General features: G+C 69.5%; 19 protein-coding genes. 10 read left to right on the top strand and 9 right to left on the bottom strand.

Features of this window, described 5'->3' with window-relative positions; all coding sequences use genetic code 11:
• Positions 1-252: 252 nt before the first annotated feature.
• The 5 genes from ASF44_RS02745 to acpA all read right to left on the bottom strand — a co-directional run bounded on the left by ASF44_RS02745 (position 253) and on the right by acpA (position 5,842).
• Positions 253-990, bottom strand: coding sequence for an ABC transporter ATP-binding protein (locus ASF44_RS02745; protein ID WP_056897612.1), 738 nt, complete (start codon positions 988-990; stop codon positions 253-255).
• On the bottom strand, positions 983-1,909 hold the full coding sequence (locus tag ASF44_RS02740; RefSeq protein WP_056897611.1) for a branched-chain amino acid ABC transporter permease: 927 nt from the start codon (positions 1,907-1,909) through the stop codon (positions 983-985). Before ASF44_RS02740 ends, ASF44_RS02745 begins: the two co-directional genes overlap by 8 nt.
• Positions 1,906-2,784 carry a branched-chain amino acid ABC transporter permease gene (locus ASF44_RS02735; RefSeq protein WP_056897610.1) on the bottom strand — a complete coding sequence of 293 codons (879 nt, stop codon included), beginning with the start codon at positions 2,782-2,784 and terminating at the stop codon, positions 1,906-1,908. Before ASF44_RS02735 ends, ASF44_RS02740 begins: the two co-directional genes overlap by 4 nt.
• Positions 2,784-3,983, bottom strand: a complete 1,200-nt coding sequence (locus ASF44_RS02730) for an amino acid ABC transporter substrate-binding protein (RefSeq protein ID WP_056897609.1) — start codon at positions 3,981-3,983, stop codon at positions 2,784-2,786. Before ASF44_RS02730 ends, ASF44_RS02735 begins: the two co-directional genes overlap by 1 nt.
• A 161-nt stretch (positions 3,984-4,144) precedes the next feature.
• Entirely contained in the window at positions 4,145-5,842 is a 1,698-nt protein-coding gene (gene acpA, locus ASF44_RS02725) for an acid phosphatase (RefSeq protein WP_056897608.1), read from the bottom strand.
• 169 nt (positions 5,843-6,011) lie between these two features.
• Between acpA and ASF44_RS02720 the strand changes: the two genes are divergently transcribed.
• Positions 6,012-6,974, top strand: a complete 963-nt coding sequence (locus ASF44_RS02720; protein WP_056897607.1) for a helix-turn-helix domain-containing protein — start codon at positions 6,012-6,014, stop codon at positions 6,972-6,974.
• Here the strand turns inward: ASF44_RS02720 and ASF44_RS02715 are convergent, their stop codons facing one another.
• The 3 genes from ASF44_RS02715 to ASF44_RS02705 are packed head-to-tail and all read right to left on the bottom strand — an operon-like array spanning position 6,975 to position 8,239.
• A complete protein-coding gene (locus ASF44_RS02715) occupies positions 6,975-7,820 on the bottom strand; it encodes a transglutaminase family protein (protein WP_056897606.1) in 846 nt (281 codons plus the stop codon).
• 8 nt (positions 7,821-7,828) lie between these two features.
• Positions 7,829-8,050, bottom strand: a complete 222-nt coding sequence (locus ASF44_RS02710; RefSeq protein ID WP_056897605.1) for a hypothetical protein — start codon at positions 8,048-8,050, stop codon at positions 7,829-7,831.
• A 3-nt stretch (positions 8,051-8,053) separates the two neighbouring features.
• Positions 8,054-8,239, bottom strand: a complete 186-nt coding sequence (locus tag ASF44_RS02705; protein ID WP_056897604.1) for a DUF1328 family protein — start codon at positions 8,237-8,239, stop codon at positions 8,054-8,056.
• A gap of 182 nt (positions 8,240-8,421) precedes the next feature.
• On the opposite strand from ASF44_RS02705, the gene gstA reads away from it, so the two are divergent.
• Both gstA and ASF44_RS02695 read left to right on the top strand, forming a co-directional pair.
• On the top strand, positions 8,422-9,030 hold the full coding sequence (gene gstA / locus ASF44_RS02700; RefSeq protein ID WP_056897603.1) for a glutathione transferase GstA: 609 nt from the start codon (positions 8,422-8,424) through the stop codon (positions 9,028-9,030).
• A gap of 112 nt (positions 9,031-9,142) precedes the next feature.
• A complete protein-coding gene (locus ASF44_RS02695) occupies positions 9,143-10,246 on the top strand; it encodes an alkene reductase (RefSeq protein ID WP_056897602.1) in 1,104 nt (367 codons plus the stop codon).
• Positions 10,247-10,336: 90 nt separating this feature from the next.
• Here ASF44_RS02695 and ASF44_RS02690 read toward each other — a convergent pair whose 3' ends face one another.
• Positions 10,337-10,891 carry a polymer-forming cytoskeletal protein gene (locus ASF44_RS02690; protein WP_056897601.1) on the bottom strand — a complete coding sequence of 185 codons (555 nt, stop codon included), beginning with the start codon at positions 10,889-10,891 and terminating at the stop codon, positions 10,337-10,339.
• A 232-nt stretch (positions 10,892-11,123) separates the two neighbouring features.
• On the opposite strand from ASF44_RS02690, the gene ASF44_RS02685 reads away from it, so the two are divergent.
• The 7 genes from ASF44_RS02685 (at position 11,124) to ASF44_RS02655 (ending at position 17,742) form a co-directional block, all read left to right on the top strand.
• Positions 11,124-12,152: an ABC transporter ATP-binding protein gene (locus ASF44_RS02685; RefSeq protein ID WP_056897600.1), complete on the top strand. Its 1,029-nt coding sequence runs from the start codon at positions 11,124-11,126 to the stop codon at positions 12,150-12,152.
• 42 nt (positions 12,153-12,194) lie between these two features.
• Positions 12,195-13,460 carry a PotD/PotF family extracellular solute-binding protein gene (locus ASF44_RS02680; protein WP_056897599.1) on the top strand — a complete coding sequence of 422 codons (1,266 nt, stop codon included), beginning with the start codon at positions 12,195-12,197 and terminating at the stop codon, positions 13,458-13,460.
• Positions 13,461-13,475: 15 nt separating this feature from the next.
• Positions 13,476-14,402: an ABC transporter permease gene (locus ASF44_RS02675; protein ID WP_056897598.1), complete on the top strand. Its 927-nt coding sequence runs from the start codon at positions 13,476-13,478 to the stop codon at positions 14,400-14,402.
• Complete coding sequence (locus ASF44_RS02670) at positions 14,402-15,286, top strand: ABC transporter permease (protein ID WP_056897597.1); 885 nt, start codon at positions 14,402-14,404, stop codon at positions 15,284-15,286. The genes ASF44_RS02675 and ASF44_RS02670 overlap by 1 nt, the downstream gene beginning before the upstream one ends.
• A gap of 9 nt (positions 15,287-15,295) precedes the next feature.
• Positions 15,296-16,015, top strand: coding sequence for a GntR family transcriptional regulator (locus tag ASF44_RS02665; RefSeq protein ID WP_056897596.1), 720 nt, complete (start codon positions 15,296-15,298; stop codon positions 16,013-16,015).
• Positions 16,016-16,107: 92 nt separating this feature from the next.
• Positions 16,108-16,842, top strand: coding sequence for an aspartate/glutamate racemase family protein (locus ASF44_RS02660; RefSeq protein ID WP_056897595.1), 735 nt, complete (start codon positions 16,108-16,110; stop codon positions 16,840-16,842).
• A 45-nt stretch (positions 16,843-16,887) separates the two neighbouring features.
• On the top strand, positions 16,888-17,742 hold the full coding sequence (locus ASF44_RS02655; protein WP_056897594.1) for an aldo/keto reductase: 855 nt from the start codon (positions 16,888-16,890) through the stop codon (positions 17,740-17,742).
• The last annotated feature ends 1 nt before the right edge of the window (position 17,743 follow it).

The following is a 17,743-nucleotide window of genomic DNA, read 5'->3' as shown; positions in this document are numbered from 1 at the left end:
CCCCCGCCAGGGCCGCAGGCGGCCCTGGCTCCTCCTTTATTTCGCTGCAAAGGCCACCCGATGTCCTCGACCTTGGACACGTCGTGTCGTGCCCGGTTGTGCAACGCGACGTTGGCGGACCGCGTCGATGGTGTGTTCTTCGCAGCGAAATAAAGGAGGAGGCCCGGGCCGCTTGCGGCCCGGGCCGGGGGACATTCGCGGAGGAGAGCACACCGTCGGCGTGGTCTGGCACCACGGCAAATGCACACGCTTTCATTGCACCACCTCGTCACCCAAATACGCCTCGATGACCTCCGCGTTGCGCGTGACCTCGGCCGGCGAGCCGTCCGCGATCTTGCGCCCCTGGTGCAGCACCAGCACGCGCTCCACATGGCGCAGCAAGGTGGTCACCGCGTGCTCGATCCAGACGACAGCCAGGCCCAGTTCGCCGCGCAGCCGGCCGATTAAGCGGGCCATGGCTTCCACCTCGGCCTCGGTCAGCCCGGCCGCCACCTCGTCGAGCAGCAGCAGGCGTGGCCGCGTCGCCAGCGCCATGCCGATCTCCAGCAGGCGCTGCTGGGCCGGCGTGACTGCAGACGCCGGCAGCTCGGCTTGCGCCGACAGGCCGATCAACGCCAGGATCGCCTGCGCATCGGCCAGCGCGGGGCCGGCGCTGCGGCCCCTGCCCGCGAACTGCAGGCCGAAGTCCACGTTGTCGACCACCCGCAGGCCGCCGAACACGCGCGGCGTCTGGAAGGTGCGCGCCACGCCCTGGGCCGCGAAGCGGTGCGGCCCCTGCCCCGCCAGGTCGCGCCCACCGAGCAGCAGCGCGCCGCTGGTCGGCGCCTGCACGCCCGAGATCGCGTTGAAGAAGGTGGTCTTGCCCGCGCCGTTCGGCCCGATGATGCCGACCAGCTCGCCCGCATCGAACTGCGCGTCCACCGCATCGACGGCCGTCAGGCCGCCGAAGCGCACCGTCACCGCGCGGGCCTCCAGCAACCGTTCAGCCATTCAGACGCTCCCGTTGGAACCAGCCGCGCACCTGCGCCCAGCGCAGGCTTCCGAGGCCGTCCGGCAAATACATCACCGACAGGATCAGCAGCAACCCCAGCGCCACCATGTAGGCCTGCGGCAGCTGGAGCCGCAGCGTCTCGGCCAGCACGCTGAACACCACGGCCGCCACCAGGGGGCCCCACAGCGTGGCCGCGCCGCCGATCAGCGCGATCAGGACGGTCTGGAAACCGATGAAGGGGTTGAACACCGTGACGGGGTCGATGTAGGTCCAGCGCACGGCCATGGCCGCGCCGATGGCACCGGCGAAGGCCGCGGTCAGCGCGAAGCCCAGCGTCTTCACCAGCCGCGTGTTCACGCCCAGCGTCTGCGCGCGCTGCTCGTCGAAGCCGATGCCCACCAGCGCCAGGCCGAAGCGCCGCCGCCGCACCACGATGGCCGTGGCCACCGCGGTGGCGGCGATGCCCAGCACCGTGTAGTAGACCGTGCTCTCCTCGGGCACCACCACCAGCACGCGGCCCACGGTGCCCGTGACCTGCTTCTCGAAGTAGGTCACGGCATGGCGGATCAACTCGGTCATGCCGAAGGTCAGCACCGCGAAGTAGGTGCCGCGCAGGTGCAGCACCGCCAGGCCCATCACCAGCGCGATGGCCGCGGCGATGAGGGCCCCCAGCCCCACGGCCGCCAGCCAGGGCAGGCTCTCCAGCACCAGCGCACCCGTGTAGGCACCGATGCCGAAGAACGCCGCCGTCGCGAGCGAGAGGTAGCGCGTGCTGCCGCAGAACAGGCTCCAGCTGGACGCCAGCGCCACGTACATGAGGCAGGTCAGCGCCAGCGAGAGCAGGAACTCGCTCGCGATGCCGGGCAGCAGCGCCGCGCAGGCGGTGAGGACCGCCAGAACAATCCAGTCGCGCTTCATCTTTTGGCAAACAGTCCGTTGGGTTTCCAGAGCAGCACGGCGATGAACACGCCGTACGACAGCAGCGACTTGAGCGATGGGTTGGTGAAGTGCATGCCCAGCGCCTCGATCACGCCCAGCAGCAGCCCGCCCGCGAGCGCACCGCCCATGCTGCCGAAGCCGCCCAGCGTGATGACGATCAGCGCCGTCACCGTGTAGGGCTCGCCCATGGACGGCGTGATCGTGTAGGCCATGGACAGCAGGCAACCCGCCACGCCCGACAGCCCCAGCCCCACGCCGAACATCAGCGGGTGCAGCCGCTTCGTGTCGATGCCGACCAGCTGCGCGCCCGTGGGCGACTGCATCAGCGCGCGAACGCCCTTGCCCAGCATGGTGAGGCGCAGCAGCGCCATCAGCGCGAGCGAGAACACCAGCGCCAGGCCGAACACCACGAGCTTGTTGGCCGCGAACTGCGCGCCACCGATCGCCACGGGTGTCGTCAGGTAGTCGTAGCCGCGCAGGTCGCCGCCCCAGGCCCAGCTCGCGAAGTTCTGCACCAGGAACATCAGGCCGAAGGCCACCATGAGGCCGCGCGCCTCGAACACGTCCACGCTGGGCGCCCGCGCCGCCAGCTTGCGGAAGGTCAGCGCATGCACCGCCAGGCCGATCAGCATGAGCCCCGCGAAGGCCAGCGGCAGCACCGCCAGCGGCGACCACCCCAGCAGCGTGTGCGCCATCCAGGTGGCGTAGGCGCCCAGCATCAGGAACTCGCCGTGCGCGATGTTCAGGATGCGCATGAGGCCGTACTGCAGGTTCAGCCCCAGGCCCACGAGCGCGTAGATGCCGCCCGTGATGAGGCCGCTGGCCAGCAGTTCGAACCAGGCCGTTGCAGACATCACTTCCAGGCGGGCTTGCTGGGGTTCAGCTTGGCGGTCGCCATCGACGCCGGCCACACCACCTCGAACTCGCCGTTCTGCCACTGGCCCACGCTGCCCGGCGTCGCGGTGTTCTCGCTGCCTGTGAACTTCACCTCGCCGATGATGGTCTTGTGCGCGGTGCCCGCGATGTACTCGCGCAGCGCCTTGCGGTCCAGCCCGGCCTTGGCCACGCCGGCCTGCAGGATCTCCAGCGCCGCCCAGCAATGGCCGCTGGCCCAGCGGTCCGGCTCCTTGCCGCTGAACTTCTGCGTGTGCGCGTCGAAATAGGCCTTCGCGCCCGCGCTGGTCTTGCTGTTCCACGAGCCCATGCCCAGCACGCCCTCGGCGCCCGGCGCCGTGATCACGTTGCGGTACAGCTGGAAGGCCGTGCCCACCGAGGCATAGAAGAACTTCGGGTTGAAGCCCACCTCCTTGGCCTGCTTGCTCGCGAGGATGGTGTCGGGCGGGTAGGTGATGCCGATGAAGGCGTCGGGGTTCTGCTCCTTGATGCTGCGCAACACGGGCGAAAGATCCTTCACGCCCAGCGGGTAGCTCTTGCGCTCCACCACCTGGATGGAGGTCTTCTTGAGCGCGTTGTTGATCGCCGCGAAATTCTCCAGCCCGAACAGGTCGTCCATGTAGACGATGGCGATCGTCTTCACGTTGTTCGCCACCAGCATGTCCACCAGCGCGCCCATCATGCGGTCGGGCTGCTGCAGGATGGAGAAGAAGAACGACAGGTTCATGTCGATCAGCTTGCGCGACAGCGCGGTGGGCGCCAGCATGGGGTAGCCGAAGCGCTGCGCCAGCGGCGCGATCGCGAAGTTGGCGTTGCTGCCCCAGGGCGGCAGGATCAGGTCGACCTTGTCGCTGCCCATGAGCTTCTGGTAGCTGCGCACGCAGGTCTCGATGTCGCTGCGGTCGTCCACGCTCACGAGTTCGACGGGCCGCTTCGTGCCCTTCACGTCCAGGCCGCCCGCGGCGTTCACCTGGTCGGCCCACAGGATGTAGTTGGGCTCCTGGCTGACCTGCGCGCCGGGCGCCCAGGGGCCCGTGCGGGCCATGGCATAGCCGATGCGCACGGGCGTGGATTGGGCGCGCAGGGCGGGTGCGATGGCCGCGCTGCCGAGCGCGGCAGCGGCGCCCTGCAGCACGCGGCGGCGGGTGGATGGAACCATGGCGATGTCTCCTCGATGTCGGTGCCCCGGATCGTAGGAAGACGGCCGCACGCGTGCTGTGCGCTGCGTGCACGCCGTGCTGGCCTGCGCGTGCACGCGGCCCTGGGTTTTCCCTGATGAGGGGGGCCGGACCGGCCAGCCCGGCCCGGTGGCCGCCTACCTCATGCCGCGAACTGCAGCGCGTTCGTGAGGTCGCCCATCGGCTGCTGGCCGCGCGCCTGCATCGCGTCGTCGCGGGCCTTCAGCCCGTCGAGCGTTTCCAGGCCGAACACGCGCGTGATCAGGCGCAGGATCGACCCGGTGTCGTAGACCGTGTGGTCCACCGTGCCCTTGCGCGCGAACGGCGAGACCACCAGCGCCGGCAGGCGCGTGCCCGGTCCCCAGCGGTCGCCCTGGGGCGGGGCCACGTGGTCCCACCAGCCGCCGTTCTCGTCCACGGTCACGACCACCACCATGTTGTCCCACTGCGGGCTGGCGCGCAGCAGCTTGATCGCGTGGGCGATGTGGCGGTCGCCCGAGGCCACGTCGGCATAGCCTGCGTGCATGTTCAGGTTGCCCTGGGGCTTGTAGAAGGTCACCGGCGGCAGCCGGCCGGCCTCGACGTGGGCGAAGAAGCGGTTGGTGCGGCTCTCGTCGCCCAGGCCGCCGTCGCGCAGGCGCCGGGCGCGCACGGCAGGGTTCTCCGGGCCGAGGTTCCTGAAGTAGTTGAAAGGCTGGTGGTGGTACTGGAAATTGGGGATCTTGGGGATGCCGGCCGAGTCCTTGAACTGGTCCAGCGTGGCCTGCCAGGCGCCGCCGTACCAGGCCCAGTCCACCCCCTTCTGGTCGAGCTTGTCGCCGATGTGGTGGTGCACCTGCGGCACCAGCACCTGGGGCTGGTTGGGCGCTGCGTAGTCCGGCCGGGCCGGGTCGCGCGACCAGGTGGGCCAGTAGGGCGGCGCCATGGTGTTGACGGCGTAGCCGTCGGGCGTGAGCGCATTGGGCGCGAACTTGGGCGGGCCGTCCATGCAGCTGGCGGGGCTGCCTTCGGCGGGTGCCAGCCGGAAGTCGGTCGGATCGGCGCTCTGCAGTTTGGCCACCTGGGTGCGGGCGGGCGAATGCATCACGTCGGGATAGAAGGGCACCGTGCCCGTCACGAGGTACTGGTGGTTCAGGAAGGACCCGCCGAACGCGCCCTGGAAGAAGTTGTCGCACAGCACGAACTCGCGCGCGATGTCCCACAGCCGCAGGTTGAACCGCGTGTCGGCGTAGTGGCCCATGGCGATGCCGCCGGCGTCCGTCCAGGCGCAGAAGCCGTCGTTGCGGCCGCCGTTGATCTGCATCTGGTTGTGGAAGAAGGCGTGCACCAGATCGCGCGTCACCAGGCCCAGCGGCAGGTTCTCGCCCTGCGGGCCTTTCAGGGCGTAGGGGGCGTTGGGCAGGTTGGCCTGGTATTGCTTGCCGGTCTCGTAGGCCACGCCTTCCACGCTCTGGTTGCCGACCTGGACCACGCCGCCCCAGGTGGGGGGCAACTGCGCCAGCAGCGTGCCGTCGCGGTCCCGCTGGGCGAAGTCGCCGGGCTGGAGCGCCGACAGCGGCCTCTGCAGGCCGGGGAAGTCGGCGAACAGGTTGTTGAAGCTGCGGTTCTCGCCGTAGATGACCACCACGGTCTTCACGTTCCTGCGCAGCGCCGCGTCCAGCGGGCCCGAGGCCATGGCCGCGCCGGCACGCGGGCCATCCGTGGCGCAGCCGGCCAGGCCGGCACCCGCACCGACCATGGCGATGCCGCCGAGGAAACGGCGGCGGTTCAGGGCAGGCGCGCCAGCCTCGCCGGCGTGTTCTGGTTGGTCGGGCCGTGGTGCAGGATGGTCGTCTGTCATGGGCACTCGCTTCGTCGTCGCGGAAGGCCCGGGCATCCTACGCCGTCCGACAGGCGCCGCAAGCGCCGCGGTGGCCCCTGCGCACCGGCACGCGGGTTTACCCGCAGGCGCCGCACGGCGGACGGGCCACCACCCATAATCGCCGCCGTTCCTTCCTGCCGGAGAGCCGATGACCCCGTCCGTGGCGCTGAACACCGATGCGGTCGCCCCGCGCGACCGGGCGCCGCAGTGGCGCGAATGGATCTGGCGCCAGTTCGGCGGCCTGGAGACCGACCTGTACGGCGACACCAGCTTCGACGGCCGGCTGTGGGCCTCGCAGGCGGGCGACGTGGTGCTCACACGGCTCGAAAGCGGCCGCCACCGCGTGCTGCGTTCCGCAGACATGGCGCGGCGCGATGCGGCCGCCTACCTGAAGATCGTCGCACCCTGGCAGGGCGGCGCCACCGTGCAGCAGCGCGGCCGCGCGGCCAGCGCGCAGGCCGGCGGATGGATCATCTACGACACCACCGAGGGCTACGAGATCGACAACCCGCGGCACAACGACCACCTGATCGTGATGCTGCCGAAGACGCGGATGGCCGAGCGCGGCGTGCGGCTCGACCCGCTGATGGCCCGCCACGTGGGCGGCGCCAATGGCATCTCGCGCGTGGCGTTGGAGACCATGCGCAACACCTACCTCGAGTTGCCGGCGATGAGCGAGACGGCCGCGCGCGGCGCGGGCGAGCTGATCATGCAGCTGGTGCAGCTGTCGCTGCTCGAACTGGCCGGCCAGGGCACGGCCATGACACTCAAGGAAGCCCTGCACGACCGCATCCGCGACCACGTGGCCAGGCACCTGCGCGACCCCGCGCTCTCCATCGAACAGATTGCAACCGCGCTGAACTGCAGCAAGCGCCACCTGCACAACGCGTTCGCGCAGGGCGACCAGACGCTGGCCAGCTACATCCAGCAGCAGCGGCTGCAGGCCTGCATCCAGGAATTGCGGCAACCGCCGCTGGCGGGCCGCTCGATCACCGACATCGCGCTGGCCTGGGGCTTCTCGAACATGTCGCATTTCGCGCGCGTGTTCCGCGAGCACACGGGCATGAGCCCGAGCGAGTTCCGCCAGGCCGCGCGCGACGGCGCAGGCTGATCAGCCGACGGCGCGCAGCTGGGGTTGCCGGGCTGCGCCTTGTGCAGCTGCGGCCGGCTGGCCGACGCTCTCGCGCACCGTGATGTCCTTGCTCACCAGACTGGCCTTGCCGAACAGCGTGGCGAAGGCCACGTCCTTGGCATCGCGGCCGGTACCCACGCGCACCAGGCGCTCCACGGGCGCCATGCGGGTCGGGTCGAACAGCACCCAGCGCCCGTCCAGCCAGGCCTCGAACACCGCATGGAAATCCTGCGGCGGCTCGTCGAAGAACACATAGCCCGCCACGAGCCGCGCCGGGATGTTCAGCGCGCGGCAGAAGGTCACGCCCAGGTGGGCAAAGTCGCGGCACACGCCCTGGCGCTGCACGAAGATCTGCTGCGCGGTGGTCGTCGCGTCGCTCGAACCCGGCGTGTAGGCGATGTTGTCGTGGATCCAGTCCGACACGGCCTGCACCCGTTCCAGACCCGGCGCAGCCTTGCAGAACAGCTGCTGCGCGGCATTGCCCAGCAGGTCGGATTCGCAGTAGCGCGTGGGCGAGAGGAAGTGCAGCACCTCGTCCGGGATCTGGTTCACGGGTGCTTCGCCCAGGCCCGGGGCCGGGATCTCGTAATGCACCTCGACCTCGGCCTGGTATTGCACGTGCACCAGGCCCTTGGGCGCGTCGAAGCGCACGAAGCGGTTGCCCTTCACCGCGTCACGGTAGTCGTGCAGCGGAAGCGGGGGTTGCACCTGCAGGCGCTCTTCGCGCACATGCTGGTCGGCATGGTCCGCCACCTGCAGGTGCAGGCAGAAGTGCGTGGGCTCGGCCACGCCGTACACGAGCTTGACGTCGATGGAAGACAGCATGGCGGGCCTCATGCGTGGCGGCGGCCGCGCGCCGCCTGTGCGTGCTCGCGCTCGCGGTGCGCGCGCGCCACGCGGCCAGCGGCCTTGCGCGTCTGCGGCACCTCGCCATCGGGCCACCAGTCGGCGGCCGTCACCTGCAGGATGCGCTGCACGCGCTGTGCCGGGCGGTCGAGCCATTCGCGCAGCTGCGCATAACGCTGGTTGCCCAGGCCTTGGAGAACAGATTGCACGGCTCAGTCCAGGATCTTCTTGGCTGCGCCCACACCCAGTGCGGCGAGCACGATGAACACCACGGCCAGGATCAGGAACAGGCCGAACAACACCTTGGCAATGCCAGCCGCGCCTGCAGCCACACCACCGAAACCCAGGCCCCCTGCAACCAGTGCAATCAAGGCAAAAATGATGGCCCACTTCAACATGTCGACTCTCCTTGTCGTGCGGCGGCGCCGCGCTTGCATGCACTATAGGGAGGCGGGCTTTCGGCAGGCATCAGCCGCCGGCACTGGGGGGTGTAGGACAATCGCGCGGCCCTTTTCGGGCGTCGCCATGCGGGGCTCAGTACCCGGCGGCACAACGATTCCAACCCTTTCGGAAACACGCCATGAAGCTGTATTACTCCCCTGGTGCCTGCTCGCTGTCCCCGCACATCGTGCTGCGCGAGGCCGGCCTCGCGTTCGAGGCCCTGAAGGCACCGACCAAGACGCACAAGCTTGACGACGGCACCGACTACTACACCGTCAACCCGCTGGGCTACGTGCCGCTGCTGGAGCTGGACGACGGCACCCGCCTGACCGAAGGCCCGGCCATCGTGCAGTACCTCGCCGACCAGGCGCCGCTGAAGAACCTGGCCCCGGCCAATGGCACGCTGGCGCGCTACCGGCTGCAGTCGCTGCTGAACTTCGTCGGCACCGAGCTGCACAAGGGCTTCAGCCCGCTGTTCAACCCGGCCACGCCCGAGGAGTACAAGACCGCCGTGCGCGAGAAGCTGGTGGCCCGCTACAAGTGGGTCGACGAACAACTGGCCGGCAAGGACTACCTGGCGGGCGAGAACTTCAGCGTCGTCGACGCCTACCTGTTCACCGTGACCAACTGGGCCAAGCCCACCGGCGTGGACCTGTCGGCCTATGCCAACGTGGCCGCCTTCATGGCCCGCGTGGCCGCCCGCCCGGCCGTGCAGGAAGCGCTCAAGGCCGAAGGCCTGGCAAAGTAAGCCGATGTAACAAGGGCGGCTCCGTCTTGCAGATGGCCGGGCCGCCCATAAATGCACGCTTCGTCCGCCCCGGCGCTCCGGGGCGGCCAAGAACAATTCCAACGGAGAGTGCATGTCTTCCTTGTTCGAGCCCACCCATGCGGGAAGCCTGGCGCTGGCCAACCGCATCGTCATGGCCCCGCTCACGCGCAACCGTTCGCCGCGCGCCGTGCCCGGCCCGCTGGCCGTGGAGTACTACCGCCAGCGCGCCAGCGCCGGACTGATCGTCAGCGAAGGCACGGCCATCAGCCAGCAGGGCCAGGGCTATGCCGACGTGCCGGGCCTGTACGCGCCCGAGCAGCTGGAGGGCTGGCGCAAGGTCACCGCGGCCGTGCATGCGGCCGGCGGCAAGATCGTCACCCAGCTGTGGCATGTGGGCCGCGTCTCGCACACCGACCTGCAGGCCGGCGGCCAGGCGCCGGTGGCGCCCTCCGCCATCCAGGCGGCGACCAAGACCTACCTGATCCGCGATGGCAAGGGCGGTTTCGACCAGACCTCCACGCCGCGCGCGCTGGCCGCCGAAGAGATCGCCGGCGTCGTCGACGACTTCCGCAAGGCCGCCCGTGCCGCGCTCGACAGCGGCTTCGACGGCGTGGAGATCCACGGCGCCAATGGCTACCTGCTCGACCAGTTCCTCAAGCTCGGCGCCAACCACCGCACCGACCACTACGGCGGCAGCATCGCCAACCGCATCCGCTTCTCGCTGGAGGTGGTGCGCGCCGTGGCCGCCGAGATCGGCGCTGGCCGCGTGGGCCTGCGCATCTCGCCGGTCACGCCGGCCAACGGCATCTCCGATCCCGACCCGCAGCCACTGTTCGAAGCCCTGCTGGCCGAACTGGCGCCGCTGGGCCTGGCCTACATCCACGTGATCGAGGGCGCCACGGGCGGCCCGCGCGAGATCGACGACCGCCCCTTCGACTACCGCAAGCTCAAGGCGGCCTACCGCGCTGCCGGTGGCGAGGCCGCGTGGATGGTCAACAACGGCTACGACCGCCAGCTGGCCGACCAGGCCGTGGCCGACGGTGCCGACCTCGTCGCCTTCGGCCGCCCCTTCATCGCCAACCCCGACCTGGTGCGCCGCCTGCGCGAGCATGCGCCGCTGCAGCAGCCCGAGCGCGCCACCATGTACGGCGGCGGCGCCGAGGGCTACACCGACTACCCCGCACTGCCTGCCTGATCCGCGGCCGCGCCAACCCATGCAAAACGCCGACCCGAGGGTCGGCGTTTGCCGTTGGAGAAGGGTGAAGGTCGAAGTGGGCCGGACCCGTCAGGCCGCGGCCAGCGCGGGCTTGGCGCTCTTGGCGGGCGCTGCGCCGAAGCTGATCTCGCCCGAGATCTGGCCGCCCTCCTCGATCACCACCTTGCCATAGCGGATCTTGCCGCTGACCTTGCCGGTGGCGTAGACCACGAGCTTCTCGCGCACCACGAGGTCGCCGTCGAAGGCGCCGCGGATCTCGGCCAGGTCGACCTCGGCCGAGCCCTTGAAGGCGCCCTGCTCGGCGATCTGCATCATGCGCGAATCCATCGTGGCTTCCACAGTGCCCTCGACCACCAGCGTGTCGCAGTCGGTGATCTCCACGCCCTTGAGCTTGATGTTCGGGCCGACGATGAGCTTGCTGCCGGGTTCCTGGGTGGCGGCGCTGGCGGTCGGCGCAACGGCGGCGGAGCTGGTCGGTGCGGCGGAGGACGCCGAGGAAGAAGAGGACATGGCGCTGGAGGAAACGGTTGGCTGCAGCGGGGACGAGGTGTTGTTGAACGTGCTCGGACGGGTGTTCAGAGGTTCGTTCTCACGCTTGCCGAAAAAGGGGGATTGCAGGGCCACAGGTCGTTCTCCGATCAAAACTCCATCCTAGGGGAAGCACCCCGCAAAAGCCGAAAAGTCGGATGCAACTTCTGTAACCCTAAGAACGGTGGCTGGGCACCAGCACGGCGCCGTGCGCACCAAGGATGGCCGCGGCCGCGCCGCCACACGCACGTCCTTGGTGCCCTTTGTACGCATTCCGTCCGCGCGGTTGCGTACAAACATGGCATGGGCTTTGCGTACGACGTGGCCCATGAGCCCTGCCGCACCCTCTCCCAGCGCCCCGCGGCCCGTGGCCGTGGAACTCGTGGCCCTGACCAAGCGCTATGCGCAGGGGCAGCCCGCCGTGGATGCGATCGACCTGCGCATCGCCAGCGGCAGCTACTGCTGCCTGCTGGGGCCTTCGGGCTGCGGCAAGAGCACCACGCTGCGCATGATCGCGGGCCACGAGACCGTGAGCAGCGGCGACGTGCTGCTGGAGGGCCGCAACATCACCGACCTGCCGGCCGCGGCGCGCGGCACGGCGATGATGTTCCAGAGCTTCGCGCTGTTCCCGCATCTCTCGGCGCTCGACAACGTGGCCTTCAGCCTGAAGATGAAGGGCGTGGCCAAGGCCGAGCGCCATGCCAAGGCGCAGGACCTGCTCGCGCGCGTGGCCATGGGCCACCTCGCGCAGCGCAAGCCCGGCGAGCTGTCCGGCGGCCAGCAGCAGCGCGTGGCGCTGGCACGCGCACTCATCACCGAGCCGCGCGTGCTGCTGCTCGACGAACCGCTCTCGGCGCTGGACCCGTTCCTGCGCATCCAGATGCGCGCCGAGCTGCGCCGCTGGCAGAAGGAGCTGGGGCTGACCTTCGTGCACGTCACGCACTCGCAGGAAGAAGCGATGGCGCTGGCCGACACCATGGTCGTGATGAACCACGGCCTGATCGAGCAGGTCGGCCCGCCGCACGAGGTCTACAACCGGCCGGCCACCGAATTCATCGCGCGCTTCATGGGCGGGCACAACGTGCTGCAGACACCGGCCGGCAAGATCGCGGTGCGCAACGACCACATGCAGATTGCGCCGGCGTCCACCGGCAGCGCCGGCATCGGCGCCAAGGTCACCGATGTCGAGTACCAGGGCACCTACGTGCTGCTGGGCCTGGACGCCGAGAACGCGGATGGCCGCACCGGCGTGTCCGTGATGCTGCCCGAGGCGGCGTTCGCCGACCGACCCTACACCCTGGGCGAGGACGTGCGCCTGTCCTGGGCCGCGCCGCACGCGCACGCACTGGCCGCCTGAACCCCTTTCCTTCAACCCCTGCCATCCATTGGAGAGACAAGCATGACCGACAACACCACTCCCAGCGGCCTGCAACGCCGCACGCTGCTCAAGGGCACGGCCGGCATCCTGGCCACGGGCACCGCGCCCTTCGTGCATGCGCAGGAACCCATCGTGCTGCGCTACCTGGGCACGGCCGTGAACCAGGACAAGGCGATCGCCGAGAAGTTCAAGGCCGACACGGGCATCACCATCCAGTACGTGGCCGTCACCACCGACGACGTGACCAAGCGCGCCGTCACCGCGCCCAACAGCTTCGACCTGATCGACACCGAGTACTTCTCGCTCAAGAAGATCGTGCCCACGGGCAACCTCAAGGGCATCGACACCAAGAAGATCAAGAACGCCGACAAGATCACCACGCTGTTCACCACCGGCCAGGTGGGCGGCAAGGCCGTGGGCGACCAGGGCACGGCGCCCAAGAAGGTGATCTTCCTGGAGGGCGAGAAGAGCAAGGTGTTCGCCAAGAGCCCGACGCAGTTCATGTCGCTGATCCCGACCGTCTACAACGCCGACACGCTGGGCATCCGCCCCGACCTGATCAAGCGCCCCATCGACTCCTGGGCCGAGCTGCTGAACCCCGAGTTCAAGGGCAAGGCCGCCATCCTGAACATCCCCTCCATCGGCATCATGGACGCGGCCATGGTGGTGGAGGCCAAGGGCCTGTACAAGTACCCCGACAAGGGCAACATGACCAAGGCCGAGATCGACCTCACGATCAAGACCCTGATCGAGGCCAAGAAGGCTGGCCAGTTCCGCGCGCTGTGGAAGGACTTCAACGAGTCGGTGAACCTGATGTCCTCGGGCGAAGTGGTGATCCAGTCGATGTGGTCGCCCGCCGTCACGGCCGTGCGCACCAAGGGCATCGCCTGCAACTTCCAGCCGCTGAAGGAAGGCTACCGCGCCTGGGCGGCCGGCTTCGGCCTGCCGGCCACGCTGTCGGGCAGGAAGCTCGACGGCGCCTACGAGTTCATCAACTGGTTCCTCGATGGCTGGGCCGGCGCCTACCTCAACCGCCAGGGCTACTACAGCGCCGTGCTCGAGACCGCCAAGTCGAAGATGGAAGCCTACGAGTGGGCCTACTGGATGGAAGGCAAGCCCGCCGCGCAGGACATCAAGAGCCCCAACGGCGACGTGCTGGCCAAGGCCGGTTCCGTGCGCGACGGTGGCTCGTACGAGCAGCGCATGGGCGGCATCGCCTGCTGGAATGCGCTGATGGACGAGAACAACTACATGGTCCAGAAGTGGAACCAGTTCGTGGCGGCCTGACGCAGTGAGCCAGCCATGAGCGCACCTGCCACCACCTCCCACGGTGCCCCGTCCGCGGCGCCGGGCCGCAGCATCGCGGCCTGGTGGCAGGCCGCGCCGTTCACGCTGGTCTTCGCGCTGTTCTTCCTGATTCCCCTGGCGCTGGTCCTGATGGTCAGCTTCTGGGACTTCAACGAGTACGAGCTGCTGCCCGGCTTCACGTTCAAGAACTACGTCTCGATCTTCGAGGGCTGCTCGGCGGGCCTGGCCGGTGGCGATGATTTGTGCGTGACGCTGAAGACCTATCTCTCCACGCTCAAGTTCTCGTTCCTGGTCTGGGCCATCACGCTGGTGCTGGGTTTCGCGGTCTCGTACTTCCTGGCCTTCCACGTGCGCAGCGCGGGCATGCAGACGGCGCTGTTCGTGCTGTGCACGATCCCGTTCTGGACCAGCAACGTGATCCGCATGATCTCGTGGGTGCCGCTCCTGGGCCGCAACGGCCTCGTGAACCAGACGCTGCAGGGCATGGGCCTGGTGGACCAGCCCATCGAGTGGCTGCTGTTCTCCGACTTCTCGGTCACGCTGGCCTTCGTGCACCTCTACACGATGTTCATGATCGTGCCCATCTTCAACAGCATGATGCGCATCGACCGCAGCCTGCTGGAAGCCGCCAGCGACAGCGGCGCCAGCGCCTGGCAGACGCTGTGGAACGTGATCGTGCCGCTGTGCAAGACGGGCATCATCATCGGCTCGATCTTCGTCATCACCATCGTGATGGGCGACTTCGTGACCATCGGCGTCATGGGCGGCCAGCAGATCGCCTCCATCGGCAAGATCATCCAGGTGCAGACCTCGTACCTGCAGTTCCCGCTGGCCGCGGCCAACGCGGTGATCCTGCTGGCGGTGGTGCTCATGATCATCTGGGCGCTGACGCGCCTTGTCGACATCCGGAAAGAGCTCTGATGCACGCCCGCATGACCGACGCGCGCCCCGCCGGCTTCTGGCTGCTGGCCCTGGTGTTCGCGCTATTCGTGGCCTTCATGTACGGCCCGATGCTCGTCATCGTGGTGCTGAGCTTCCAGGGCCCCGAAGGGGGGCTCACGTTCCCGATGCGCGGCTTCTCGCTGCACTGGTTCCGCCAGCTGGCCGAAGGCCTGGGCGTGGTGGACATCGGCGCCGCGCTGCGCCGCTCGCTGGGCCTGGGCGCGGCGGTGATGGTGTTCACCGTGGTCCTGTCGGTGCTGGCGGGCCTGGCCTTCCGCAAGAAGCTCCGAGGCGGCAACGCGCTGTTCTACATCGTCGTGGCCAGCCTCATCATGCCGTCCATCATCGTGTCGCTGGGCATCGGCCTGGAGTTCCGGCTGCTGGACAACGGCATCAAGTGGCTGCTGGGCACGCTCGGCATGGACAGTGCGCTGGAGAACTACGGCACGGCCCTGGGCCTGTTCACCTCGGCGCTGGGCGCGCACCTCACGTGGACGCTGCCCTTCGGCCTGCTCATCATGTTCGCCGTGTTCAACCGCTTCGACCCGAGCTACGAGGAGGCCGCGCGCGACCTCGGCGCCACGCCCTGGCAAGGCTTCAGCCACGTGGTGCTGCCGCTGGTGGCGCCATCGGTGGTGGGCATCGGCATGTTCGGCTTCACGCTGTCGTGGGACGAGATCGCGCGCACCTCGCAGGCGATCGGCGACGTCAACACGCTGCCGCTGGAGCTGCAGGGCCTGACGTCCACGGTCACCACGCCTTCCATCTACGCGCTGGGCACGGTGACCACGGTCGTGTCCTTCCTGGTCATGGGCCTGGCCATCGGACTGGCCATGCTGCTGGCGCGCCGGCGCAAGGGATAGAGTCGCACCATGCCTTCTCCCGATGCCGCGCCCACGGTCTCCCCCACGGTCTCGGACAGCGAGATCTACGAACGCATGGTCTCCGCCATCCTCGACCACAAGCTGCTGCCCGGCACCAAGCTCGTGGAGGACAAGATCGCCAGTGCCTTTGGCGTCTCGCGCACACGCGTGCGGCCGGTGCTGGTGCGGCTGGCCAACGAGCAGATCGTCACGCTCACGCCGAACCGCGGCGCCTCGGTGGCGCAGCCCACCGAGCAGGAGGCGCGCGAGGTGTTCGAGGTGCGCCGGTTGATCGAACCCACGCTGGTGCAGCGCTTCATCCAGGTGGCGCAGCCGACCGACATCGCGCGCCTGGCCGACTGCATCGCTGCCGAGGAAGCCGCGCGCCAGGCCGGCGACATGCGCCGCGCGATCCGCCAGGCCGGCGACTTCCACCTGCACATCGCGCAGTCGGCCGGCCACCAGACGCTGGGCCGCATCCTGCGCGAACTGATCTCGCGCACCTCGCTCGTGCTCATGACCTTCAGCAGCAACCACGCGCAGGAGCGCGAGGAGGCCACGGCCTGCGGTTGCCGCGAGCACGCGGTGCTGCTCGATGCCATCCGCCTACGCGATGCACGCGAGGCCAGCCGCTGCATGCGCGAGCACCTGGACCTGCTGGAGGCACGGCTGGAGTTCACGCCGCCGCCCGACCAGGTGCTCGACCTGACGGCCGTGCTGCTGGCTTGACATGACGCTGCCCCCAAGCTCCCCGGCCGCGCACGGCCCGCTGTACCCCCAACAGATGCATCCATGCCTTCGGGCAGCCGGGCGGCACTGACATGCGCCAGCTGCTGGTCGTCAATCCCAACACCTCGGCCACCGTCACTGCGCTGCTGCAGCAGCATGTGCAGCGCGAAGCCGGTGCCGGCGTGCAGGTGCACAGCATCACCGCGCGCCTGGGCGCCCCCTACATCGCCTGCGAGGCCAGCTACGCCGTGGCGGCCCATGCCGCGCTCGACGCCTGGGCCGCGGCACTGGCCGAGCCCGGCAGGCCCACGCCCGACGCGGTGCTGATCGGCTGCTTCGGCGACCCCGGCCTGTTCGCACTGCGCGAGGCCAGCCCCGCGCCCGTCACCGGCCTGGCCGAAGCCGCCTTCGCCGAGGCGGCGCAGCATGGCCGCTTCGCCGTCGTGACAGGCGGCGCGCGCTGGGTGCCGATGCTCGAGCGGCTGGCCCTGGCGCTGGGCCACCAGGCGCTGGCCGGCATCCACACGGTGGCACCCACGGGCGCGCAACTCATGGCCGACCCCGAGGGCTCCCGCGCGCTGCTGGCCCGGGCCTGCCAGGAGGCGGCCGCGCGCTGGGATGCGCAGGCCGTGATCGTCGGCGGTGCCGGCCTGGCCGGCGTCGCGGCGGCCATCCAGGGGCGGGTGGGCGTGCCGCTCATCGACAGCGTGGGCGCAGGCACGCGCATGGCGCTGCGGCTGCAGCCGGCCCCCGGTGCACGTGCGCGGCCCGGCTTCGACGTGGCCTGGCAGCAGGTGGGCGCCGAGCTCGCCGCGCTGGGTCGGTAGCGCCTCGCGCCCGCGCCCGCACAATGCGGGCGAAAGGAGCCTTCCATGCACAGCATCCCCCTGCCCGGCACCGGCCCGGCCCTGCCCGCCCTGGGCCTGGGCACCTGGCGCATCGGCGAATCCAAGGCACGCCGCGGCGCGGAAGTGCAGGCCTTGCGCAGCGCGCTCGACATGGGCTGGCGCCTCATCGACACGGCCGAGATGTATGGCGACGGCGGCTCCGAAGAAGCCATCGGCCAGGCCCTGGCCGAGGCCCAGCGCGCGGGCCTGGGGCGCGACGAGCTGTTCCTCGTCAGCAAGGTCTATCCCCACAACGCCAGCCGCCAGGGCACCGTGGCCGCCTGCGAGCGCAGCCTGCGCCGCCTGGGCGTGGACCGGCTCGACCTGTACCTGCTGCACTGGCGCGGCAGCGTGCCGCTGGCCGAGACGGTGCAGGCCATGGAAGCGCTGGTTGCGGCCGGCCGCATCGCGCGCTGGGGCGTCAGCAACTTCGACGTGGACGACATGGCCGAGCTGTGGTCCGTCGACGGCGGCACGGCCTGCGCGGCCAACCAGGTCTATTACTCGATCACCGAACGCGGCCCGGCCCACAGCCTGCTGCCCTGGCTGCGCGGGCACGGCGTGGCGCTGATGGCCTACAGCCCGCTGGACCAGGGCGCCCTGGCCGACGATGCCGCGCTGCAGGCGCTGGCCGAACGGCAGGGCTGCACACCCGCGCAACTGGCGCTGGCCTGGCTGCTCGCGCAACCGGGCGTCAACGCACTGCCCAAGGCCGTGAACCACACGCACCTGCGTGAGAACCTGGCAGCGGCCGCACTCGTGCTCCAGCAGGACGTGCGGGCCGAGCTGGCCCGGCGCTACCCGCCACCGGCGCGCAAGCCGCCGCTGGCGATGGTCTAGC

The organism is Pseudorhodoferax sp. Leaf274 (assembly GCF_001422445.1).
GTDB lineage: Bacteria > Pseudomonadota > Gammaproteobacteria > Burkholderiales > Burkholderiaceae_C > Pseudorhodoferax.
This window is presented reverse-complemented; position numbering and strand designations above follow the sequence as displayed.